This window comes from Halospina sp. K52047b (assembly GCF_008709855.1).
In the GTDB taxonomy this organism is placed as follows: domain Bacteria; phylum Pseudomonadota; class Gammaproteobacteria; order Pseudomonadales; family Oleiphilaceae; genus Halospina; species Halospina utahensis_B.
This window is the reverse complement of record NZ_VYJH01000001.1, coordinates 120,971-144,274: the sequence shown is the minus strand read 5'-3', so window position 1 is coordinate 144,274 and position 23,304 is coordinate 120,971. Positions and strand designations below refer to the sequence as shown.

At 63.4% G+C, this 23,304-nt stretch carries 22 protein-coding genes and 1 pseudogene; 8 read left to right on the top strand and 15 right to left on the bottom strand.

The features are described 5' to 3' along the window. Position 1: 1 nt before the first annotated feature. On the bottom strand, positions 2-928 hold the full coding sequence (locus F3089_RS00700; protein ID WP_151438965.1) for an aldo/keto reductase: 927 nt from the start codon (positions 926-928) through the stop codon (positions 2-4). A gap of 180 nt (positions 929-1,108) precedes the next feature. Between F3089_RS00700 and F3089_RS00695 the strand changes: the two genes are divergently transcribed. Next, the gene (locus F3089_RS00695) at positions 1,109-1,702 is read left to right on the top strand and encodes a GNAT family N-acetyltransferase (RefSeq protein WP_151438964.1); all 594 of its coding nucleotides are present in this window, start codon (positions 1,109-1,111) and stop codon (positions 1,700-1,702) included. Here F3089_RS00695 and F3089_RS00690 read toward each other — a convergent pair whose 3' ends face one another. Both F3089_RS00690 and F3089_RS00685 read right to left on the bottom strand, forming a co-directional pair. After that, complete coding sequence (locus F3089_RS00690; protein WP_151438963.1) at positions 1,703-2,881, bottom strand: fatty acid desaturase family protein; 1,179 nt, start codon at positions 2,879-2,881, stop codon at positions 1,703-1,705. It abuts the gene before it with no gap. Between the two features lie 35 nt (positions 2,882-2,916). Next, complete coding sequence (locus F3089_RS00685; RefSeq protein ID WP_151438962.1) at positions 2,917-4,071, bottom strand: ferredoxin reductase; 1,155 nt, start codon at positions 4,069-4,071, stop codon at positions 2,917-2,919. Between the two features lie 173 nt (positions 4,072-4,244). On the opposite strand from F3089_RS00685, the gene F3089_RS00680 reads away from it, so the two are divergent. Beyond that, the gene (locus F3089_RS00680) at positions 4,245-4,868 is read left to right on the top strand and encodes a TetR/AcrR family transcriptional regulator (protein WP_151438961.1); all 624 of its coding nucleotides are present in this window, start codon (positions 4,245-4,247) and stop codon (positions 4,866-4,868) included. A gap of 20 nt (positions 4,869-4,888) precedes the next feature. Here F3089_RS00680 and F3089_RS00675 read toward each other — a convergent pair whose 3' ends face one another. From F3089_RS00675 to F3089_RS00655, 5 genes are all read right to left on the bottom strand, one after another. Then, complete coding sequence (locus F3089_RS00675) at positions 4,889-5,992, bottom strand: histone deacetylase family protein (RefSeq protein ID WP_151438960.1); 1,104 nt, start codon at positions 5,990-5,992, stop codon at positions 4,889-4,891. Between the two features lie 101 nt (positions 5,993-6,093). Continuing rightward, positions 6,094-6,990, bottom strand: a complete 897-nt coding sequence (locus F3089_RS00670) for a metal ABC transporter permease (RefSeq protein ID WP_151438959.1) — start codon at positions 6,988-6,990, stop codon at positions 6,094-6,096. After that, positions 6,987-8,123, bottom strand: coding sequence for a metal ABC transporter permease (locus tag F3089_RS00665; RefSeq protein ID WP_151438958.1), 1,137 nt, complete (start codon positions 8,121-8,123; stop codon positions 6,987-6,989). The genes F3089_RS00670 and F3089_RS00665 overlap by 4 nt, the downstream gene beginning before the upstream one ends. Further along, positions 8,123-8,923 carry a metal ABC transporter ATP-binding protein gene (locus tag F3089_RS00660; RefSeq protein ID WP_151438957.1) on the bottom strand — a complete coding sequence of 267 codons (801 nt, stop codon included), beginning with the start codon at positions 8,921-8,923 and terminating at the stop codon, positions 8,123-8,125. Before F3089_RS00660 ends, F3089_RS00665 begins: the two co-directional genes overlap by 1 nt. Before the next feature lie 13 nt (positions 8,924-8,936). Next, a complete protein-coding gene (locus F3089_RS00655; protein ID WP_225741625.1) occupies positions 8,937-9,920 on the bottom strand; it encodes a metal ABC transporter solute-binding protein, Zn/Mn family in 984 nt (327 codons plus the stop codon). A 140-nt stretch (positions 9,921-10,060) separates the two neighbouring features. Between F3089_RS00655 and mntR the strand changes: the two genes are divergently transcribed. Next, positions 10,061-10,540: a manganese-binding transcriptional regulator MntR gene (gene mntR, locus F3089_RS00650; protein WP_151438956.1), complete on the top strand. Its 480-nt coding sequence runs from the start codon at positions 10,061-10,063 to the stop codon at positions 10,538-10,540. A 209-nt stretch (positions 10,541-10,749) separates the two neighbouring features. Next, positions 10,750-11,976 carry a DEAD/DEAH box helicase gene (locus tag F3089_RS00645; protein ID WP_151438955.1) on the top strand — a complete coding sequence of 409 codons (1,227 nt, stop codon included), beginning with the start codon at positions 10,750-10,752 and terminating at the stop codon, positions 11,974-11,976. Positions 11,977-12,046: 70 nt separating this feature from the next. Here F3089_RS00645 and F3089_RS00640 read toward each other — a convergent pair. Next, a pseudogene (locus F3089_RS00640) lies at positions 12,047-12,460 on the bottom strand (sodium:calcium antiporter); the annotation flags it as partial. Positions 12,461-12,610: 150 nt separating this feature from the next. Here F3089_RS00640 and F3089_RS00635 point away from each other — a divergent pair. Beyond that, entirely contained in the window at positions 12,611-13,411 is an 801-nt protein-coding gene (locus F3089_RS00635) for an SDR family oxidoreductase (RefSeq protein ID WP_151438953.1), read from the top strand. Positions 13,412-13,439: 28 nt separating this feature from the next. Next, on the top strand, positions 13,440-13,952 hold the full coding sequence (locus tag F3089_RS00630) for a SixA phosphatase family protein (RefSeq protein ID WP_151438952.1): 513 nt from the start codon (positions 13,440-13,442) through the stop codon (positions 13,950-13,952). Here F3089_RS00630 and F3089_RS00625 read toward each other — a convergent pair. The 6 genes from F3089_RS00625 to smrA all read right to left on the bottom strand — a co-directional run bounded on the left by F3089_RS00625 (position 13,945) and on the right by smrA (position 20,787). Further along, on the bottom strand, positions 13,945-15,399 hold the full coding sequence (locus F3089_RS00625) for a DUF4397 domain-containing protein (protein ID WP_151438951.1): 1,455 nt from the start codon (positions 15,397-15,399) through the stop codon (positions 13,945-13,947). The genes F3089_RS00630 and F3089_RS00625 overlap by 8 nt on opposite strands. A gap of 91 nt (positions 15,400-15,490) precedes the next feature. Next, positions 15,491-16,516 carry a DUF3080 family protein gene (locus F3089_RS00620; RefSeq protein WP_192497229.1) on the bottom strand — a complete coding sequence of 342 codons (1,026 nt, stop codon included), beginning with the start codon at positions 16,514-16,516 and terminating at the stop codon, positions 15,491-15,493. Next, positions 16,506-17,498 (bottom strand): XdhC family protein, encoded by a 993-nt coding sequence (locus F3089_RS00615; RefSeq protein WP_151438949.1) that lies wholly within the window; start codon positions 17,496-17,498, stop codon positions 16,506-16,508. The genes F3089_RS00620 and F3089_RS00615 overlap by 11 nt, the downstream gene beginning before the upstream one ends. Continuing rightward, on the bottom strand, positions 17,491-19,716 hold the full coding sequence (locus tag F3089_RS00610) for a xanthine dehydrogenase family protein molybdopterin-binding subunit (protein ID WP_151438948.1): 2,226 nt from the start codon (positions 19,714-19,716) through the stop codon (positions 17,491-17,493). The genes F3089_RS00615 and F3089_RS00610 overlap by 8 nt, the downstream gene beginning before the upstream one ends. Beyond that, a complete protein-coding gene (locus F3089_RS00605; protein WP_151438947.1) occupies positions 19,713-20,183 on the bottom strand; it encodes a (2Fe-2S)-binding protein in 471 nt (156 codons plus the stop codon). The genes F3089_RS00610 and F3089_RS00605 overlap by 4 nt, the downstream gene beginning before the upstream one ends. Before the next feature lie 25 nt (positions 20,184-20,208). Beyond that, a complete protein-coding gene (smrA, locus tag F3089_RS00600) occupies positions 20,209-20,787 on the bottom strand; it encodes a DNA endonuclease SmrA (RefSeq protein ID WP_151438946.1) in 579 nt (192 codons plus the stop codon). Between the two features lie 184 nt (positions 20,788-20,971). On the opposite strand from smrA, the gene F3089_RS00595 reads away from it, so the two are divergent. Continuing rightward, positions 20,972-22,621 (top strand): tetratricopeptide repeat-containing response regulator, encoded by a 1,650-nt coding sequence (locus F3089_RS00595; protein ID WP_151438945.1) that lies wholly within the window; start codon positions 20,972-20,974, stop codon positions 22,619-22,621. Beyond that, positions 22,618-23,301 (top strand): sensor histidine kinase, encoded by a 684-nt coding sequence (locus F3089_RS00590; RefSeq protein ID WP_151438944.1) that lies wholly within the window; start codon positions 22,618-22,620, stop codon positions 23,299-23,301. The genes F3089_RS00595 and F3089_RS00590 overlap by 4 nt, the downstream gene beginning before the upstream one ends. Positions 23,302-23,304: the final 3 nt, after the last annotated feature.

Here is a 23,304-nt window from a genome sequence, read left to right as displayed (position 1 = left end):
GCTAGACCTCTGCCAGTGCTTCAATCATGCGTTGGCGTTGCGCGGCGTCCGGCATGATCCCCCGCCCGGCTGCCATGTTCTCTCGTACATGCTCGACGCTCGTGGTGGCGGGAATAGCGCAGGTCACCGCCGGATGCGAGACGATGAATTTGAGCAGGAAGTCCGCCCAGGTACGGCAGTCGATTTCGCCCGCCCAGTCTGGAAGGGGCGTGCCCCGACGCTGCACGCCCCTGATAAGCGAGCCTCCCTGGTAGGGCCGGTTGGCAATAACGGCAATGCCCTTTTCCCGGGCCAGCGGCAGTATCCGGTCCTCGGCCCAGCGGTCGCGGATATTGTAGGTCAGCTGGATAAAATCCAGCTCGTGGCGCTCCATGATCCGCTCGAACTGGTCGCGCCGGCGCCCGTGCGAGGTGGTAATGCCAATCGCACCCACCTCCCCCGCCTCCTTCATGGCCTGGAGGGTTTCCAGGTGGGCCTCCCAAGCCAGCAGGTTGTGCACCTGCAGCAGGTCGAACCGTTCGAGACCCCAGTTAGCGGACGACTCCGCCGCCTGCTCCCGCGTGGCACCGCCATCCCGGGTCCAGACCTTGTCCGCGGCAAACAGCGAATCCGGGTACCCCAGCTTTTCGAGCCCATGCCCGAGCACCGACTGCGCCGATCCGTACATGGGCGAGGAGTCAATCAGCCCGCCACCCTCCTCGAAGAACGCCGCCAGTACCTGGGTGCGTGCCTCTCGAAGTTCCGGGTCTCCCCCCACATTGAAGGTGCGCCAGGTGCCCATGCCGATCACCGGAATGGAACCACCCCCATTCGGCAGGGCAGCGCGATTCAATGCCTTCCCGGCTGCAGCCGCCAGCCCTGGCCATGCAGCAACCGCCAGCCCTGCGCCCAGGCCGCCAAGCACCCTGCGCCTGGAGTATCCCACCATGCTGCCCTCCGCTTTTCATGGCCTTTGTTCTTTATACGTCACGCCAATCCGGTTCGTTTGACAAGGGATACCCCACTGCCTCCGGCTGAACCCGGATTGTCACGGCACTGCCCCTGTACTCTAATGATGACAATCTGAAGAACCCCCTAGCCGATAACCAGTCCCGGGAGGCAGCAGCGAATGACTGTAACGCTCGAACGTATCAGCGGTGAAACCATCCGGCCCTGGGTCAGCGAGGTCGCGAGGCTCAGGATCCAGGTTTTCCGTGAATGGCCCTACCTGTATGACGGCGATATGGATTACGAGCAGCAGTACCTGGAAACCTACATCCAGTCGCCACGCAGTGTCTTCGTCCTGGCCCGGGACGGTGATCGCGTTGTGGGTGCCGCCACGGGACTGCCGCTGGAAGACGAAGAGGACGCCTTCATTCAGCCGTTCATTGACCAGGGCTACAACCCGGCGGAGATCTTCTATTTCGGGGAATCGGTGCTACTGCCGGAATACCGGGGTCAGGGCATTGGCGTACGCTTTTTCGGGGAACGTGAAGCCCACGCCAGTGAACTGGGCGGGATCCGGTACTGCTGCTTCTGTGCGGTGGAGCGGCCAGCAGATCATCCGTTACGACCGGCTGACTACCAGCCACTGGATGATTTCTGGAAAAAGCGGGGGTATGAGCCCGTGCCGGAGCTGCGGACCCATTACCCCTGGAAGGACATCGACCAGGCCGAGGAGACGGCCAAGCCGATGAATTTCTGGATGGGCAGGCTGGCCTGATCAGGCCGCCGCTGAGAGCGTACTGCTCACCCGGTTACGCAGGCGGCTGACCAGGGAGGTGCTGGTGGTCCTGTCCGCCACCTTGCCCTGCTCGTCCCGTTCATTGAACTCGGGGAACAGCCGCTCACGCATCCGGTCCGGCAGCGAGAAGGCCGTCACACGCTTGAGCACGGTCGCGTACTGGCGTGGAAAGCTGTCCGCGTTGTAGTGCAGGCCGTACTTCTCGCAGACGGCCTGAACCTGGGGCGAAATCTCGCGATACCGGTATGCCGGAATGTCCGGGAACACGTGGTGCTCGATCTGGTGGCTCAGGTGCCCGCTCAGGGTGTAAACCCAGTTCGGACCGGTAAAGTTACTGGAACCGGTCAGCTGACGCAGGTACCAGTGACCACGGCTCTCGTTCTCGCACTCTTCCTCGGTAAAGCTTTCCGCGTCTTCAGTGAAGTGACCGCAGAAGATCACGCTGGAGGCCCAGAGGTTACGGATCAGGTTCGCCCCGAAGTTGCCCGCGATCACGACCGGAGCCACCGGGAGGGTCAACGCCGGGTAAAACGCGTAGTCCTTGAACACCTGACGGCCGCCCTTGCGTGCGAAGTCCCGCAGGAACTCTGCCTTCTCCCGGAGCGTCACCTCGCCACTGCGCAGCTTCTCGAACTCCAGCTCGTGAACGCCCACACCCCACTGGAAGAAGACACTCAGGTTGATGAAGTTGATCATCTGCAGCAGGTGCATCGGTTTCCAGGGCGTCTCATCCTCAAGGCGCAGCACCGCGTAGCCGTAGTCCCGGTCCTTGCCGATGACGTTGGTGTAGGTGTGGTGCTCGTAGTTGTGGGTCCGCTTCCAGGAATCCGCGGTGCAGATGGTGTCCCATTCGTAGGTCTGGGAGTTGAGCTCCGGGTCGTTCATCCAGTCGTACTGGCCATGCATCACGTTGTGGCCGATCTCCATGTTTTCCAGAATCTTGGCGATCCCGAGGGAAGTCATGCCGGCCAGGAAGAACGGCGGGATGAAGCCGAGGGGCATCAGCGCCCGGCCACCAAACTCCAGCGTCCGGTGCAGGCGGATGATGCCGCGGATGTAGTCGGCGTCCTTCTGGCCCAGATCCGCCATTTGCTCATTACGGATGGCGTCCAGGTCCTGTGCAAGATTTTCGAGCTGTTCTTCGCTGAGCTTCTGCATGGTGATTCTCCTTGCAGTGTCGATTCGATGTTCGGTTAGAGGTCCAGTTCAACGGCGCCCTGGGGCACATTGATACAGAGCTGGATGGTTTCCTCGCCATAACCCGATGGCTGTCCGGTCTGCTGGTTGATGACAATGCCGCTTGTCTTGCGGCAGCTGCACTGGTGGCAGATGCCCATGCGACAGCCATAGCGCGGGTTCAGGCCGGCTGACTCGGCTTCCTCAAGCAGTCGACGATCGCCGGCGCTTTCCACCGTGATGTCGCTGCGGCTGAAGTGAACGGTCCCGCCGGCGTCTTCGGTCACGACCACTCCCGGCCCTACCGCAAACAGCGTGCTGCTGACCTTCTCCTCCGGCACACCGGCGTCCGCCAGCAGATTCTGGGCGTGTTTCATGAGCCCAGGCGGGCCACACAGAAAGCAATCCCGCTCCGTAAGCCCTTCAACCGCCTGCAGATGATGCGGGCCGAGATGGTCCGGGTTCTGCGGATCCTGCTCCGCCGCCACGATGCGCAGCTCCAGGTTCGGCAGGCGCTCGGCAAGCGCTTCCAGCTTGCGCCCCCCGATGACGTCCGCGTCGGTACGCACGAAATACAGCAGCGTGACCGGGTTGCGCAGGTGACGATCCGCCATGGCTTCCAGCTGGCTCAGCACCGGGGTGATGCCGCTGCCGCCGGTGATGAACAGCATCGGACGACCGGGCTCGGGGGTGTGATCCTCACCGTAGGCACGGCTGATCCCGATCACATCGCCGGGTTCGAAGTGTTCGAGCAGCCAGGGCGTGATCTCGCCATCCGCCACTTTCTTGATGGTGACAGTAATGGTGCCGTCCTGTTCCCAGTGCGACGGTGAACAGGAGAGGCTGAAGGGCCGGCTGTACCAGCGACCGTCCTTTTCCACTTCCAGGTTCAGGTGCTGGCCGGCCCGGAACCCACCCCAACGCCGTGCCGGGCGCAGGGTCAGGGTCTTGCTGTCATGGGTCTCCGCTTCAATCGCTTCCACCCGCGCCGGGATGTAACGCTGGGCCCAGAGCGGGTTGATGCTCTCGAGCAGCGGATCGAAGTACATGGCCGGGTTCTCCCGGTTGAACAGCTGCTGCCCGAGCCAGCGCCAGGTGTCACGCCCCGGCCCGACCCGTGCCAGCACGCCCCTGTAGGAGCGGCCCTGACCGCGATCAACACCCTTTTCCATGTTCATTGACTCCTGCATGACAGGCCTCGTGTGTACGGTTGTTCACAACTTGTGTACGAATGTACACAAGGGGCTCTGGGGTGTCAACAGGTGATCAGAGCCGGCTCACACGTTTCGATTCCGCCAGCAGGTCGGTACACTTCCGGGATCAGCCCGAACGCGCCCGTAAAGGTATGACAACACAGAAACGACGCCGCCCCGGCGAGACCCGGGACATGCTCATGGAGGCCGCGCTGACCCTGGTGGGCCGAGGCCGCCACTTCGCCAGCCTCGGCATCCGGGAGGTCACCCGGCAGGCCGAGGTGGTGCCCACATCCTTCTACCGTCACTTCCGCAACATGGACGATCTGGGACTGACGCTGGTGGATGAGCTGGGCGTGGTCCTGCGGGGAATGATGCGGGAAGCGCGCGCCAATGTGCTGCATGCGGACAAGCTCATGGACGAATCCGTGGCCATCTTCGTGAACCACGTTCAGGCCAATCGCAACTTCTTCACCTTCATGGCACAGGGGCTGGCGGGGGAAAGTCAGGCGATCCAGCAGGGCATCCGCAACGAGATGCAGTTCTTCGCCAGCGAGCTGGCCAACGATCTGCGTAACCTCCGCCTGCTGACCCACCTCAGTGATGAGGATCTGGACATGGCCTGTGAGCTGGTGGTGCGCACGGTGGCATTCAGCCTGACCGACATCCTCAGCATTTCACCCGAGGACGAGGCAGAGCTGGCCCGGATCAGGCGCCGGACCACCCGCTTCCTTCGGATGATCTTCATTGGCGCGGATCACTGGCAGAGCAGCTGACCCATGCCGGTGGCCGTGGCTTATTCCTGATCCGGATCCAGAAATGCATTCCGATGAAAGCGAGCCGCAGCCTCGACTTCTGCTACCCCGGCCGCACCGGGTTCCGGAAAGCGCTCTCCAGCCAGTGTCCGCAGAACGGTATGCACTCCGTGGGAAAGAGACTCCAGGTTGTAGCCCCCCTCCAGCACGAACACCAGCCTACCGTCGCAGTGGCGTTCCGCCACGGCCTGGATGATCTCCGTCATCACCGACATGCCCTCATAGGACACATTCAGCGCCAGGTCATACCAGTGGGTGTCAAAGCCGGCCGAGACCAGGATGATGTCCGGGCGGAAGGCATCCGCAGCCGGCGCCACGATCTCGCGCATGGCCTTGAGGTAGGCGACATCCCCAGAGCCTCCGGGCAACGGCACATTCACGGTCGATCCCTCAGCCATGCCCACGCCAACCTCCTCCATCAGGCCGGACCCGGGATAGAACGGCGCCGCACGGTGGATATCAATGAACATCACGTCAGGATCCGCCCAGAAGATATCCTGGGTGCCATTACCGTGGTGGGCATCCCAGTCCAGAATCATCACCCGCTCGCAGCCAAGCTCGCTGCGTGCATGCGCCGCGGCCACCGCCACATTGTTGAACAGGCAGAACCCGCGCGCCCGTACCGGCTCCGCATGGTGGCCAGGCGGGCGGACCAGCGCAAAGGCATGGCGATAGCGTTCCTCAACCACCGCCTCGACCGCCGCCAACGCCGTTCCGGCGGCAACCTCGGCAGCCAGAACGCTGCCCTCGGAAACCGCAGTGGTATCCACGTCAAGCCAGGCGTTCTTGTCACGCAGCTCCTCGATCAGATCGAGATAGCCAGTGGTGTGGACCCGCCCCAGCTCCTCCCGGGTGGCCGGTCGGCCAGCCTCCATGGCAAGCCCCGGAATCGGCTGGGAGGCCAGCAGATCCATCACCGCCCGCAGACGTCCGGGGTGTTCCGGGTACTTCCACTGGGCATTGAGACCAGCCAGGATCTCGCGGATGCGCCGGTCAAGGCGACCGGGCAGGAAAGGAACGTCCACATCCGGCTCATGTGCCAGCATGCGGTCATCGTGAAAAAGCGCTATGGTGCCGTTCGGCATTGCCGCCTCCGTGTGCTCGCGGCGCCACAGTCCTGCCGCGTTCCTCCACTATACGCCGCCGGCGAACGCAGGCAAGTACCAGAGACTACTGGCGAATCGGCTCAGCCGGAGTATTTCACACGCCGGTTCAGCCAGTGTCCCAGCACCCCGTAGCGAGGGCTCAGGACGAAGGCCAGGACCAGAAAGCCCCCCGTCATGGAGGCCATTGTGCCGCCAATGGAGACATCCAGCCTGACCGCCAGCGGGTAGCCACACAGCGTCGACGCCACGCCCACCAGCACCGCCAGGAGCAGCATCAACGAGAGCCGGTCGGTCAGCAGGTAAGCCGTCGCGGGCGGCACGATCACGAAGGCGATGAACAGTACCGCGCCCACGGCATCAAATGCCGCTACGGCCGTCACACTGGTCAGCCCCAACAGCAGATAGAACATGAGCGTGGGCGCCAGCCCCAGTGCGGCGGCCAGCTGCCAGTCAAAGGACGCCAGCTTGAGCTCCTTGTAGCAGGCAAGCACGAAGCCCAGGTTGACCAGCGTCGCCACCGTCATCCAGACCACTGCCTGGGGAATCTCAAGCCCTGCCAGCGGCATGGTATCCAGCCAGACAAATCCGATCTCACCCAGCAGCACCGTGTGACTGTCGATATGAATATCCCGGGCATAGAGGTTGAGCAGCAGCACACCCGCCGCAAAAAGCGCCGGAAACACCAGACCAATGGCCGCGTCACGCTTGACCCGGCGCGTGCGGGCGACCATTTCGGTCAGGAAGACGGTCAGCACACCGGTCAGCGCCGCCCCGGCAATCTGAAGGGGCCCGGACTGGGCATGGGTCAGCAACCACACCACCACAATACCGAATACGATGGAGTGGCTGATCGCGTCAGAGAGCATGCTCTGGCGTTGCAGAACCAGAAACGTCCCGAGCAGGGCGCCCGAGGTCGCCACGAGGGCCCCGGTCAGCAGGATCATGGCCATGGGATCGTCCAGAAACGCCTGCATCATACCTCCGCCTGGTTCCAGTCCATGCGCTCCAGCTCCTGCCTGGCCTCATTATGCCCTGCATCCGTCAATGCCCAGTGGGGCCCCTCCTGACGCATGTGGCTGGCGGGCACGACAAAGCCCCGGGCCTGCAGGCGTCTTAGAATATGGCTGGTGGCCACGCCATAGAAGCTGTCCAGCATGCTGCGTTCCACCGGGTAATAGGGATCCTCGTGATGCTCCGCCAGCTTATGCAGCGTCACCAGCATCTGGCGCTGGCCGATGGAGCGCTGTTCCCGCCAGAGTTTCAGCCAGCTCCACAGCACGCCGCGCCCGGGTGCCAGCAGCAACGACAGCGCCACCAGCGCCGAGGCCACCAGCACTACCACCGGCCCCGTGGCCAGATGGGCAACACCAGCACTCAAAAGCACGCCCACAACGCCGGAAATCACTCCCATCAGCATGGCCAGGAAGACCATGTGCTCAAGCCGCGACACCCATTGGCGCGCCGCCACTGGCGGCGCGATCACCATGGCCGTCATCAGGACAACCCCCACCATCTGAAGCCCTACCACAACGGCCAGGGCAATCATGGCCGTCAGCAGCGTCTCGAGAACCCCGACGCGCAATCCGATGGAGCCCGCAAACAGCGGATCAAAGGTCACCAGTTTGAGCTGCTTCCACATCAGGGCGACCAGTGCCATGGCGGCAAGGGTAACCCCACCCATGAACCACAGATCGGAAGGGCGTGTGGCTGCGGCCTGCCCGAACAGGAAGGAATCCAGTCCACCCTGGGAGGCACTGGCGTGGCCCTGGATGTAGGTCAGAAGCACCACGCCTACCGCGAATGAAACGCTCAGGGCCGCCCCCAGGCCTGCATCCATCTTGATCCGGCTGTAGCGCGTGACCACCTGTACGAACAGAGCCGCGATCACGGCGGTGACAAGCGCTCCGGCCATGATCCAGCCCAGATGACGGGTACCGGCAATCAGGAACCCGATACAGACGCCGGGCAACGCGGCATGGGCCAGAGTGTCGCCCAGAAGGCTCTGCTGGCGCAGGACGGCAAAGGAACCCAGAAGGCCGCTGACCATCCCCAGCAACACCGCGCCCAGCGTGACGGTCTGGACCGTATGGTTGCCGAGCAGCTCCAGCATCAGTTCACAACCTCCCTCGGCACCGCATCCGGTGTCTCGCCAGAGGAATCCGGATCCAGGAGAGCGATACGGCCGCCGTAGGCCTTACGCAGGTTCTCACCGGTATACACCTCAGGGATCGGCCCCTGGGCCACAACCCGCACGTTCAGGATCACCAGCCAGTCGAAGTAGTCGCGCACGGTCTGAAGGTCATGATGCACCACGATGATGGTCTTGCCCTGATCCCGCAGCTCCTGCAGAAGCGCCACGACCGCCTTCTCGGTCGTGGCATCCACGCCGGCCATGGGCTCGTCCAGGAACAGCACATCCGCGTCCTGCACCATCGCCCGTGCCAGAAAGACCCGTTGCTGCTGACCGCCGGAAAGCTGGTTGATCTGCCGGTTGGCGAATGCCTCCATACCAACAGCTGAAAGCGCATCCATGGCGCGCCTGCGCTCACGCTTCCCGGGCCAGCGGAACCAGCCCAGATGGCCATAGCGTCCCATCATGACCACATCGACAACGGTGGTTGGAAAGTCCCAGTCCACCGAGGATCGCTGGGGCACATAGGCCACACGCTTCAGTGCCTGACGCGGTGGGTAACCATGGATGCAGATATGGCCGGCTGTGGGCTTCACCAGCCCGAGTACCGTCTTGATCAGCGTACTCTTACCGGCACCGTTGGGCCCGATGACCGCCGCCATCACCCCCGGGGGAATATTCACATCAATGTCCCAGAGAACCGGCTTGCCCTCGTAGGCAACGGTCAGGTCCTCTATATGCAGCGCCAGGTCCGGTTCGTGGCGTTTCTCCCGTTTCATGGCAACTCCAGTCTCATTCTGCCGCGTTGCTGCGCCCGCTGCCCGCAAAGGACGGCAGGCTCCCGGGCCAGGACTCAACTGAGCCACCCAGGGACTCAACAATGGTCCGGGTATTGTGCCGGATCATACCGATGTACGTCCCTTCCGGCGTACCGCGGGCGCCCATGGCATCGGAATAGAGCTCACCACCGATTGTCAGGTCGTGCCCCCGGTCCCTAGCGCCATCGACCACCGTCTCTACTGTCCGGCGGCTGATGGTGCTCTCCACGAAGATAGCGGGCACATTACGGCTGACGACCCGGTCCACGACCGAGCGGATATCCGCGATTGCCGCCTCACTGTCGGTGCTGATGCCCTGGATGCCGACCACTTCAATACCGTACCCCAGACCAAAATAGCGGAAAGCATCGTGTGCGGTGACAAGGATACGCTGCTGCTCCGGAACGCTGGCTGCGCTGGCACTCACCCACTCATCCAGCGTCAGGAGCTGCTGCCGGTAGTTCGCGGCGCGCGAGCGGATGCCGGATTCACAATCGGGGGCGACCCTGACCAGAACGTCCGCCACCGTGGGCACGATCCGGGCCCAGAGCGAGGCATCCATCCAGAGGTGGGGATCCACTGCATAGCCCCCGGCCCCCTTGATCAGATCGTCGTCTTTCATCGACTCAGGTCCCACCGCAACAGTAGGCCTGCTTTCAGCCATCCTGGCGAGAACCTTACCGAGCTGGCCCTCCAGATTGAAGCCGTTGTAGAGAATCGCATCCGCGTTGCGCAGAAGCGGGATATCGCTGGGGCGCGCTTCATAGAGATGAGGGTCAATCCCCGGCCCCATCAGGGGTTCCACGCTGAGGCACTCACCCGCGATGTTGGCAGCCACATCCGCGATCATCCCCGTGGTGGTCACAACATCAGCGGCGCGCGCACCGGAGGCGCCCATCACGAGAACCGCCGAGAAGCTGAGAGCAACAATCCATCGCTGAACCGCCTGCGTCACCATTCCTCATGCTCCTTCAATCGGGTTGCGTAGTGCCTTGTAGTTTACAAAAACTTTTGACACTCCCGCAAACTTTTTTAGCCAAGGCTAAACTGTGCAGCATAGCTATTGTCGAGACTCGGGGAGTTGGTTAGACTGGCCCTATGCCAACCTACTCCGACAACGGCCCCGACCCGTCCGAACAGGACACGAACCTGCCACCCCCCGAGCAGCACGCGCGCCAGTATGCTGCCGTGAGAGACGCCCATGAGACCGAGCTGATCGAGGATTACGTCGAGCTCATCGGGGATCTACTGGATCATGCCGGCGAGGCGAGGGCCACGGACATCGCGGCTCGCATGGGCGTTCGCCAGGCCACTGTCGCCCGTATGATCAGGCGGCTTAACGATCAGGGGCTGGTCACCAATGAGCCCTACCGATCGATCTTCCTCACTGAACGCGGCCGCACCATGGCCGAGGAATCCCGCAAGCGCCACGGTGTGGTCCTCCAGTTCCTGCGAAGCCTGGGGGTGGATGACGCCACGGCCCGTATTGATGCCGAAGGCATGGAGCATCACGTCAGCGAGACCACCCTGGGGATCATGCATGAGTTCACCCGCAGACAGAATAATGGTGGCGACTGAGCGGAGGTCGTGGTAGGGTACCGACCTGCGTTGTTCCCTCCGCCTTCCCCGGTCGCACACACGACCCCAGTTTCGCCGGTTGGTCTCCGCACGCTTATCGCGGACTGCATATTGCCAGGGCCATTCCCGACAAGCCGACAATCTGCCCTTCCCTGTTTACGGGGGCATCGGGCAACACCCGCTCTGGCGTATTGAACAGGAAAGACTGAATGTCCTTTGACTCCCTCGGCCTGCGGGCTGAACTGAACCGTTCCATCAAGGAACAGGGTTATGACCAAGCTACCCAGATCCAGCAGCAGGCTATTCCGGCCGCCCTTGCTGGTCGCGACCTGATGGCCAGTGCCCAGACCGGCACCGGCAAGACCGCCGCTTTCACACTGCCGCTGCTGCAGAAGCTTTCCGAAGGCAAGTCACAGGGCGGCCGGCCGCGTGCCCTGGTGCTCACCCCCACCCGTGAGCTCGCCGCTCAGGTGGAAGACAGCGTGCGCACCTATGGCCGCCATCTGCCCCTGCGTTCCGTCGCGATCTACGGTGGCGCTGGCATTGGCCCGCAGATCCGTCAGCTCAAGAGCGGCATGGATATCCTCGTGGCCACACCCGGTCGCCTGATGGATCACATGGAACGCGGCACCGTGAACCTGTCCGACATTGAAGTGCTGGTTCTGGACGAAGCGGACCGGATGCTGGACATGGGCTTCCTGCCGGCGATCGAGAAAATCGCCCGCACACTGCCGGATGCCCGCCAGACCATGCTGTTCTCCGCCACCTTCTCCGCACCCATCCAGAAGCTGGCGCAGAAGTTCATGAACGAACCGGAACTGATCCAGACCGGCGAACGCAATGGCACCGCCGAAAGGGTCGACCAGAGCGCCTATATGGTCGACGGTGGCCGCAAGCGGGAACTGCTGACGCACCTGATCGGCACCCAGAACTGGCGTTCGGTTCTGGTCTTCACCCGCACCAAGCGCGGCGCGGACCAACTGGCCAAGCAGCTTGAGACTGACGGTATCCGCTCCGCCGCAATCCATGGTGACAAGAGCCAGGGTGCCCGCAACAAGGCCCTGAAAGAATTCAAGCACGAGAACGTTCGCGCCCTCATCGCCACGGACGTGGCAGCCCGTGGCATCGACATCGACCGGCTGGAATACGTGGTCAACTACGACCTGCCGGACAACCCGGACGACTATGTGCACCGGATCGGCCGCACCGGCCGTGGTGGCGAAAGCGGCTCCGCCGTGTCCTTCGTCAGTGGTCAGGAAAAGGGCCAGTTCAACAGCATCCGCAAGGTGGTCAACCGGGAGATCCCCGCAGGCGTGGAAGCCGGTTTCGAGCCGGTCCAGAAGAGCGGCCCGGCCCCGAAACGCGGTGGTGGTGGACGCCCTGGTGGCGGTGGGCGCCCCGGCGCCGGCCGTAACGGTCCCCCGCGCCGTCGTTAAACCCGGACCTGCTCCGGTGTAGGAGCGAGCCCCGCTCGCGATTCTTTCCCATCGCGCGCAGAGCGCGCTCCTACAGGGTGACGCCTACGGCCACGTAGGCGCCATACCCCATCAACAGAACCACCCCCTCCAGGCGACTCAATCGCCGTCCGCTGACCAGGAACAGCGTCAGCAGTACCGCCGCACCCAGCATAATCCACTGATCGAACCACGCCATGCGCGATGCCAGCGGCAATGGCTGCACCAGCGCGGACACCCCCAGAATACCCAGAATGTTGAAGATGTTGCTGCCCAGGATGTTGCCAATGGCCACGTCCGCATGGCGCCGGATTGCCGCCATCACGGACACCGTCAGTTCCGGCAGTGAGGTGCCCACCGCCACCACGGTCAGCCCGACCAGCGCCTCGGAAAGACCCAATTCCAACGCGATACCGGTTGCGCCTGTCAGCAGACCCCGGGAGCCGGCAATGAGAAGGCCCAGACCAGGTAGCCAGCCAGCATTACAGAGCCCGTAACCTCCCTGCATATCCGTGAGACTCCGGTATACAGGCCGGAACGTCACGTAGCAACCCGCCCGGGACTGATCCATACTCCTCCCTGCTGAACACCAATAACCAACCAGCAGGAGCAACGCATGTTCAAGCATCAGGTGGTCTGGATCACCGGGGCTTCATCGGGAATCGGCGAGTCACTGGCCCTGGCGTTTGCCGGCCAGCAGGCGCGGCTGGTTCTCTCCGCCAGGCGCGAGGAGGAGCTGGAACGCGTGGCCCGGCGCTGTGAAAGTGAAACCGGCCTTCCTCGCAGCTCCATCATGGTGCTGCCACTGGATGTCGCCGAACTGGAAACAGCCTCCGGCAAAACCAGTCAGGTTCTGGAGCACTTCGGCCAGATCGACCTGCTGATCAACAACGCTGGCGTCTCCCAGCGTTCGCTCTGCCAGGAAACGGACCTCGCCGTCTACCAGCGGCTGATGGATGTGGATGTCATGGGCCAGATCGCCCTGACCAAGGCCGTCCTGCCCCACATGCTGGAACGCGGCCGGGGCCATATCGCGGTCACCTCCAGTGTGGCCGGCAAGGTCGGCGTGCGCCTGCGCACCGGCTACTGCGCGGCCAAGCACGCGGTCATGGGCTTTTTCGATGCACTGCGGGCCGAGGTGGAAGACGAAGGCATCCAGGTTTCCACCATCGTGCCGGGATTCGTGGCGACCGCCGTGGCGGAGAACTCACTGGCGGCGGACGGCAGCGCCTTTGGTCAGGCGGATGGGGACAATGCCGGTGGCATGGACTCCAACAAGGCCGCGGAAGTCATCATCAATGGCCTCGGCCGGGGCAAGCGCGAGATCCCGGTGGGCGAAGGCAAGGAAATGATGGCACTGTGGCTCAAGCGGGTATCACCGGAACTGGTATTCCGGCTGACCAAGAACCGCAAATAACAGCGGAGCACCAAAGGAGTTATGGAACATGAGCGCGGAACGGGTACTGACGCTGATACGCCATGCTAAGTCCGGCTGGGACGACCCCAGCCTGAGCGACTTTGACCGCCCCCTGAACGAACGGGGCGAACGGGACGCACCGGAGATGGCACGGCGCATGGCCGCACGCGGCGAATACCCGGACCGTTTCATTGCCAGCAGCGCGCGGCGCGCCCGGGAGACGGCGCTGGTACTGGCCCAGGGCACGGGCTTTCCGGAGGCGGACATCCGCTTCGAACGCAGCCTCTATCTGGCGGATACCCACCGACTGCTCGACACCATCCGGAACCTGCCGGATCGGGCACGGGAGGTCTGGCTGGTCGGCCACAATCCGGACCTGACGGACCTGGCCAATCTGCTGGCCGGCCCGCACACCGACAACCTCCCCACCTGCGCGGTCTTCCGGATGGCGTTTGATGGAGGGTCCTGGCGGGACGTCAGGGAAGGCACGGGGCGCCTTCTGGTCTACGACACCCCGAAGAAGCCCTGGCAGGCTACCTGACACCTCCAACCTGGATCAGGCCAGAGTCACTGTCCTGGGCAACCACCAGCTCATAAAGCCCCTGCGCCTGCAGTGATACGGAATCCTCACAGAGCAACTGCGTACCGGGGTCATCAGGTTCCGTTACGACCAGCTGATAATCACCGGGCCGCACCGGCAGCATTGAGCTCCTGTTTGAATAGGCAAGGCTGCCGACAACCGGCTCGGGCACAACGCCATCACCGGAAAGCGGGTTCTCACACCCACTGCCTTCCACAAGGTAAACGTCCACGGGCTCGGCGTCGCCATCGTTATCGGGATCGTTAGGCCAAGTATTCAGAATACGGGCCCTGGCATTGGTTGCGACAGAGCGGGCATCATTGATCAGCAAACTGGCCTCCGTCGAATCGGAGGGAGGCCAGGATCTCAGCACAACGGTGCCTGCGCTCCCCTTGGCAAGACTGAAACCATAGGAGCCAGCCGCTCCTCCATCCGAAGTGAAATCCAGCTGATAACTTCCTCCTCCGACGGGGTCATATCCATCCACGGGTGCTTTACTCAGAGAATCAACATCCTGCCAGGTGATTGTGCCATCACTGCTTTCAGCACTGACTTTGCTGGCCGAACCATTGACGAAAGCAATCTCAGCTCCCTGCCCATCACCAGGAATCCGCCGACTCTGCTCCCCATCCACCTCGATCAGCGACAGGTCACTGTCCTCCTGAACACCGATGGCGGGCGTCACGGCCAGCAGCAGATCATCCCCGGTATCCCAACCCAGAACCGAGTCACTGTCATAAATGGGGTCGCTTTCTCCGGCCCGGGTGATCAGAAAACGGTAAACGCCCGACTCAACCCGGATAGCCTCGCTGACGTCACCGTAAGAGAGGGTCGCATCCGGGCTGCCAGAGGTATCACCGCCCAGATACAGATCAACAGCCCCGGTATCGGGGGCAAGGTGGGCCGCCCGGAACCGCACATCCCTGTCCGGCTCATCCTCGTCTGAACCCGCCTCACCGTCGTCTTCCCCGTTGTCTTCTTCGTCCTCTTGGTCCTCGGGATCAAAGGGCTCGTCATCCTGCTCAAGCAGGATCGCGCGGGCACTGTCATCGGCCAGGGAACCCGCCAGCAGCAGGTCGTGGCGCATGCCCTCGGTAAGGTTGCCCTCAAGGTTGTCCAGAAGGGGCTCAGGCGCTTCCCTGCCGGTATAGCCCGCCGCCTCGAAACGGTGGTGATTGGCCGGCAGGCTGAAGGTAGCGACCTTTCCGTAGTCCAGTGTCTCCGCCCGCACCTCACCACCCGCTTCCAGGCGGAGGGAGGGCGCATCCGTCACGGCATGAAGCACACGGACATCCACGTCATCACCGACGACGGTATCATTGAAGGTTTCATCTCTCTGGCTCTCAAAGCAGCCGCTCAGCCCCAGCGTCACGGCTACCAGCAGTGCGGCCCTGGCAGGCGATTCCATGGTGTTCATCCTGTTCCATGAAGGTTCAGCGGCGGTTTTAACAGGATGCGGGAAGCGGCAAAAGCGACCGCCTCACACTACGGGCATGGGATCAGTCACAGCGTTCGAGTAGGCGGTTCCAGGCAGCGGCGTGGCGTGCCACCGCCTGGTCGAGATCTTGCCAGACACTGTCTGAGCGCCGAATACGGAGGTTGCGGTTGATGAAGGGCATCATGGCGTCCGGCGGCGACGCGCCGGTAGCCTCTACCAGCGCTTCCAGGGCCCGGGCCATGCGGCGACCGTATCCCTGCACCTGCCGGATACGGGGCACCAGACCATCCAGATAATGCTTACGGTAGAGCGCCACCGCCCCCGCGTCCGTGGGGCAGCCCTGCGCCGAAGCCAGGGCACGGTCCAGGATACCGGCACTGTCGCCAAGACGGGCCTGCAGGGCCTCGGCACTGCGCAGCAGCTGCCCGAAGCGCGGCTCCCTGCGCCACTGGCGATAGTGCTCCGTCATGGCCGCCAGCCCTTCAGGCACCCTGCCCGGCTCCACGGAGGCCAGCATCGACGCGGTCCCGGAGAGGCTCTCGATAAGCCGATCCAACGCCTGCTCCGGCACAGCTTCCGGCACGCGACCGCCGGAACGGCTGACCAGCCGCGCCATCTCATCGCTGCCCCAGACGCCGTTCCACAGTGCCAGCGGGAGTGATTCCGCCCGCGCATCATACGCTTTCTTCAGGGACTTGGTTCGGGATTCGCTGTCGACCTTGGGCAGGCACGCCTCCACGGCGGCAAGAAAGCGCAGATGGTATTCCATGCGTGTACCCGGATGCGCCACACGCCCCAGAACACTGGTCCGCTCACCGATCACCACCTGCAGTTCACAGCCGTAGAGGGACAGGAAATCCACCAGCCCCATGTCCAGTTCCGGCAGTTCCAGCCGGCGTTCACGGGGGCGCGGCAGGGGCTCGACCGTGGGGATGCGGGAAGGTTCGGGCGCCACACCGAAAGCCCCGGCAAGGGCGTCAACATAGGCCTCTGCCCGGGCATCATTCTCCCCACCCGACCAGCAGCCCGCCAGGACCAGGGGCAACAGGGCCGGCAGGAGAACGCGGGCCAGCGGCCTAAACGTCATACCGGCTGACCCGGTGGAGCAGCCGGTAGCGCTCGGCCAGAACCTGCGCCATGGTCGCCACGGCGATCTCCGGCGGCGCCTTGCTGCCGATACTGAAGCCAATGGGCGCATGGATACGCCCCATGCGGGAGTCCGTCACGCCCAGCTCATACAGGCGTTCCCGCCGCTGGGCGGCGGTGCGCTGTGACCCCATGGCGCCGATATAGAACGCATTGCTCTCCAGGGCGGCCAGCAGACCCATGTCGTCAATGCGTGGGTCATGCCCAAGCGCCAGAATCGCGCAGTGCGCATCATTGAAGTCACGCTGGATAAGATCGTCCGGCAGGCAGGCATGGCACTCGATACCCGGTTCCTCCCAGCCTTCCAGAAACAGCGGGCGTGGTTCGCAGAGCGCGACACTGAAACCATTCATCAGGGCCATGCGGCCGACGTAGCGAGCCACTTCCCCGGCCCCGATCATCAGCATGCGCGAGCTTGGACCGATGGTGTGCAGGAACTCCTGTTCATGCTCCTCAACGCGCTCAGGCACCGAGGCACCGGCGAACTGCCAGTCGCCGCTGGCCCAGTTCACACGCCGGGTCACCGCCCGGCGCTCGGCCAGATCATCCAGCACCCGGGCGACCGGGCCGGCATGGCGATCCGGATCCAGAACCTCCACCACCAGCCGCATGCGGCCGCCGCAGGGCAGCCGCCAGCGCTCCTGCTCTTCTTCGGTTACGCCGTGGTCCACCAGCCTGGGGGCTGTGGAAAGCGGTTCCCCCCCTTCCACTACCTCCCGGATCAGGGATTCCTCCAGACAGCCCCCGGAGACCGAGCCCGACCACTCACCGGCGGCGTTGACCGCCAGCATGGAGCCCGGTGGGCGCGGCGAGGATCCCCAGGTGCGCAGAACGGTGCACAGCCAGGCCCGCTCGCCGCGGGCCAGCCAGCGGCTGACATGCTCTATGACCGAAAAAGCCGGATCCTGATTCGCTTCAGGCATCGGCGCTCCCTGCCTGGAAGGGGGTACGCCGCTGGCGTTCACCAGTGAGTGCAAACAGAGCGTTGCCCAGGGCCGGAATTGCCGGCGGTGTTCCGGGTTCACCCACGCCCTGCGGATCCTCATCACTTTCAACCAGAAGGATGTTAAGTTCCGGTGTCTCGTCGTGGCGCATCAGTGTGTAGTCGTGGAAGTTGCTCTGCTGCAGGCGGCCGTTCTCATCCCAGTCCACCTCGCCATAGAGGGCTGCCGTGAGGCCGAACAGAATGCCGCCTTCCATCTGCATCCGCACAATATCCGGATTCACCATGCGACCACAGTCCGCGGCACAGGTCACCCGGTGAACACGGATAGCGCCGTCTTCAATACTGACCTCCACCACCTGCGCCACGAAAGTGCCGAAGCTGCGGTGCAGGGCCACGCCCCGCGCCCTGCCCTCGGGAAGGGAGCCGCCCCAGCCAGCGGCTTCCGCCGCCCGCTCCAGCACCGCACGGTGCCGGGGGCTGTCCTCCAGATGACGCAGGCGGAACGCTACCGGATCCTCGCCGGCCCGTTGGGCCAGCTCATCCATAAAGGTCTCCACCGCGAAGCCATTGTGGGAATGGCCAACGGAGCGCCAGTAGCTGGCCGGCACCCCGGCATCGGAGTGGGTATGGCGCACCCAGAGGTCCGGGACGGCATAGGGCACATCCACAGCGCCCTCAATGGCGGAATGGTCCTTGGGGGTGAGGAAGGTATCCTCGGTCATTCGCCCCACCGACGCCAGGGTGTTGTAGAACATGCGTGGTGCCCAGGGGTACTGAGCGGCGGCCGCGTTGCGGGCGAACCAGTCGAAGATGAGCGGGCCCGTGATCTGGTGATCCCAGGCCGTGACGCGCCCGTCAGCCAGAGCGCCACGAAAGCGGTGCAGCATAGCCGGGCGGAAGACGTCATGGCGGATGTCGTCCTCCCGGGACCACACCAGCTTGATGGGTTCCTTTCTGTGGCTGGCGATCTCCGCCACCTCTTCCACATACTCCTGGGTCAGGCGCCGACCGAAACCACCGCCCAAAAAGGTGGTGTGCACCCTGATCTCACCCGGGGAATAGCCACTGGTGCGTGCTGCCGCAATCCGTGCCAGATCGGGCCCCTGGGTGGGTGCCCAGACCTCCAGCCCCCGGTCCGTGACCATGGCGGTGGCGTTCTGGGGCTCCATGGTGGCATGCGCCAGGAAAGGCGCCTCGTATTCGGCCTCCAGCACCTCATCCGCGTTCTCAAGCACACCGGCGGCATCGCCCTCACTGCGCTCGGTATCACCGGCGCTGTCATCCGCCGCCTGACGATACTGGCGGAAGACCGAATTCTGGGTAACCTTCACCGCATCGGACTCGTCCCACTCAATGCTCAGCTCACCCCGCGCCTTCATGGCCTGCCAGTAGCTTTCCGCCACAACGGCAACGCCACGCTCAATGGCCAGCACATCGATCACACCGGGCAGCCCCCGTGCCCTGGAATCGTCAAAGGCCACAAGACGCGCGCCGATGGCCGGTGGCCGTGCCACCACGGCATAGCGCATCCCCTCCAGCTCCACATCGATACCGAAGCGGGCCTGGCCCGTGACCTTGGCCAGGGCATCCAGGCGACGGTTGTGTTTACCAATGTAGCGGAAGTCTTCCGGGCGACGCAGTGTGACCTGTTCGGGCATGCTCTGGCGTGCCGCCAGTGCCAGCAGGTCCTTATAGGCTATCCGCTGGGTACCGTCCGGGTGCAGCACATGGCCGTCTCCGGTGGTCAGTAACGCAACCGGCTCCTGCCAGACCTCCGCAGCCGAGGCCAGCAGAACCGCCCGCACCCTGGCACCGGCCTCGCGCACCCGCTCCCAGCTGGTACGCACACTGGAGCTGCCACCCGTTACCTGCAGGCCGTACTGGGGGTTGATGTAGGCATCACCCACCGGGGCGAAGACCACCTCAATGTTCTGCGGGGCCACATCCAGCTCTTCCGCCACCAGGGTGGTAATGCCGGTCACCGTCCCCTGCCCCATCTCCACACGGTCCAGGGTGAACGCCACCCCGCCGTCAGGATCAATCTCAAGCCAGGCGTTGGGCGCCCAGGCCCCGACACGGGTTGGTTCCCGTTCACCCGGGGCAGTGGCACAGCCGGGCAGCACCATGCCCAGTACCAGAGCGCCGGAGCCAGCAGCACCCAGGCGGAACAGTTCACGTCGGGATACTTCACTCATGAGGCACTCCCATCCGCAACGGAGCGGATGGCGGCATGGATCCGGGGATAGGTGCCACAGCGACAGAGATTGCCGGCCATGAACTCACTGATCCGCTCATCATCCGGGTTCGCCTCCTGGTCAAGCAGCGCCGCAGCGCTCATGATCTGACCGGACTGGCAGTAGCCGCACTGGGGCACATTATGCTCAAGCCATGCTTCCTGTACCGGATGCAGGCTGTCTTCGCCGGCAAGGCCTTCAATGGTGGTAACCGACACCTCGCCACCGGCTACCCTGGCAACCGGCGTGATGCAGCTGCGCTGCGCACTGCCGTCAATATGCACGGTACAGGCTCCGCACTGGCCGATTCCGCACCCGAACTTGGTGCCCTTAAGCCCCATCCAGTCACGCAGCACCCACAGCAGGGGCGTATCCTCCGGGGCATCCACCGACTGCTCGGCGCCATTCACCCTGATCGTTATTGTCATTGTTCACTCCTGTCACAATGGCCCTTCAACCACTGAACCGCTCTCGATTGCGTTCCCGTTCCTCCGGGCTCTTGCGCAGCATCACGTAGACCGCTCCGGTACCGCCGTGCTTCGGCTGCGCGGAGTGGAACGCCATTACATCCTCCAGCTGGGGCAACCACTGGTTAACGTAGCTCTTGATGGTAGCGATACGGTCCGGATTGCGCTCCCCCTTGCCATGCTTGATCAGCCCCGAGCGCACGCCACGGCGCAGACATTCGCGGATGAAGTTGAACACCTCCTGGCGGGCTTCATCCACGGTCATCCGGTGCAGGTCCAGCTGTGCTTCAATGGGGTACTGCCCCAGGCGCACCTTCTTGAAAACGCCATGCTGGATACCGTCGCGCTTGAAACTCAGCTCATCCTGGGGGCCCAGCCAGGCCACATCCGTGGCGGTCAGCGGGTTACGGTCTCGGGTTTTCTCGAGCACGGCGGCGCGCTGGCGTTCCAGCTGCCCCGGCGTAACCTGACGCCCTCCATCGAGATCCGCACGATCCGGCTTGCGGATCGGCTCAACATCCCCCATGGCCTCAAGGAACTGAAGGCGCTCATCCTTCGTGGTCATAGCAGCCTCTCAACTGGAAACAGGCTTCGCCGCTACTCTACCACCCGCCCTGAAAGCAGGGAAACGCCGCCAATGGCGTTATTTTATGTCAAGGGGGTGCATGATCTGTTGAGGGATGGTCGGGGGTCGACTAATTTGAACAGCACCCCCTGTGTTGCCACCACTGATTACGGGCCCAGAGCCGATGGATGAGAACGAGCGCTATCACCTTTACCGGAAGCTGCGGTTTCTGATCACGGATGACTTTGAGAATTTCCGCAAGTCCATGCGTCAGATGCTCAGCAGCTTTGGCGCCGAGAAGATCGACATGGCGGCCAACGGCAACGAAACCATTGCCAAGTGCACCAAGGATCATTACGACGTACTGATCTGCGACTTCAACCTGGGCTCCGGTAAGACCGGCCAGCAGGTGCTGGAGGCACTGCGCCACCACAAGCTGCTGCGCCACACCTCACTGTTTGTGCTGGTGACCGCGGAAACCTCGCGGGAGATCGTGATGGGCGCCCGTGAGTACCATCCCGATACCTACATCATCAAACCCATCACCCAGGCCGTGCTGCAGAAACGCATGGATGCCCTGATGGCCCAGCGCCACGCTCTCTACCCCATCAACCATGCCCTCGACCAGGAGGACCTGCCGGAAGCCATCAGCCAGGCGGAACAGCTCCTGCAGACGAAGACCCGCTACCGTAATCGGGTCATGCAGATCCTCGGTGACCTCTACCTTCAGCGCGGCACCCCAGATCTTGCACGTGGCATCTATGAGCAGGTTCTGGAGGGCCGCGAGCTGGCCTGGGCCCGCATGGGCATGGGGCGGGCCGCGCTGGCCCGCAACGCACTGGACGAAGCCATCAGCCACTTCGAGACGCTGATCGAGAGCAACCCCGACTACATCGAGGCCTACGATGCCCTGGCGGACGCCCTGCAGCGCAAGGGCAACAGCCGCAGGGCCCAGGAGGTCGTGGAAAAGGCGCTTGAGATCTCACCGCTGGCCATCCTGCGCCAGAAACAGCTCGCCAGCATCGCGGCCAGCAACCAGGACATGGAAACCGCCGCCGACGCCTGGCGCTCCACCGTGAAACTCAGCGACAACTCCATCCACGACAGCCCGGAAAACTACCTTGGCCTGGGTCGCACCCTGTCCGAGCTCAGCGACGGCAATACCTCCAGCGAAGGCAAACAGCTGGCGGACGAAGCTCTCAAGGCCCTGCATAACGTGGGACGTCGCTTCAAGGACGACGAAAGCGCAAAAACCCGGAAGCAGCTGGTAGCCGCCCGGGTCTACGCCGGCCAAGGACGGATGAACGAAAGCCGCAAGGCGCTGGACAGCATCAGTGATCAGCTGGATCCGGAGACCCTGAGCCCGGAGGAAACCCTGGATTACGCCCGCGCGCTCTACACCCAGCAGGAGGATGGGGCTGCCCAACGGGTTCTCAACCAGCTGGCCGAACGCTGTCAGGATGACCCGAAAATCATGAAAGCCATCGAGGAACTGATGGATGAGCCCGTGAGCTTCCATAAGAAGAACCAGGCCCGGGCGCTTAACAAGGAAGGCATCAAGGCCTTTGAGAGCGGCGAGCTGGGTCAGGCCGCGGATTCCTTCAGCCAGGCTCTGGAGCTGGTGCCCCAGCATCCGGCTCTGAACCTCAACCTGGTCCAGGTGCTGCTCAAGAACGCGGAAAAGGAAGGAAAAGGGTCAGACCCGAGCATGCTGCGCCGCTGTGAGCGGTGCCTTGATCAGCTCAGCCACCTGCCGCCCCAGCACAAGCAGTACAAACGCTACCAGTTCCTGAAAAAGAAAATTGCGGATCTCACATCCGGGAGCAACACATGAGCAATGATCTCGACTTTTCCACGGTGCTCGCCTCAACCGTCCATGACATGAAGAATTCCCTGGGGATGCTCTTGAATTCACTGGATGAGGTGCGTGACTCAGTCGGCGAGGAGGTTCGTGGCGCCCGCCCCTTCACCACCCTCGAGTATGAGGCCCAGCGGGTACATGGCGACCTGGTCCAGCTGCTGAGCCTTTACCGGCTGTCCGAGGAAAAGCTTTCCGCGACCGTGGAGGAGCAGCTGGTCCACGACTTTCTTGATGAGCAGCAGGCCCATCACCGGCGCCTGCTGGAAGGGCTGGGCATAACACTCGAAGTCCACACCGAGCCGGATGCGGAGGAAGGCTATTTTGATCCCCAGCTCGTCAGTGGCGTCCTGACCAACGTAATCAACAACGCCATCCGCTACGCCGGCAGCCAGCTCCAGCTGAACGCCCGTGCCGAAGATGGCTGGCTGGTCCTGAGCGTGGAGGACGACGGGCCGGGCTACCCGGAACACATGCTGGAGGTCGATTTTTCCGGCACCGAACGCATCGACTTCAGCACTGGCAGCACCAACCTCGGGCTTTACTTCGCCGAACGTATGGCTGGGATGCACACCGCTGGCGACCGCCAGGGCTTCACCCGCCTGCGCAATGGCGGTGATCTGGGAGGCAGTGTGTTCGAGCTGTGGCTGCCGTAGACC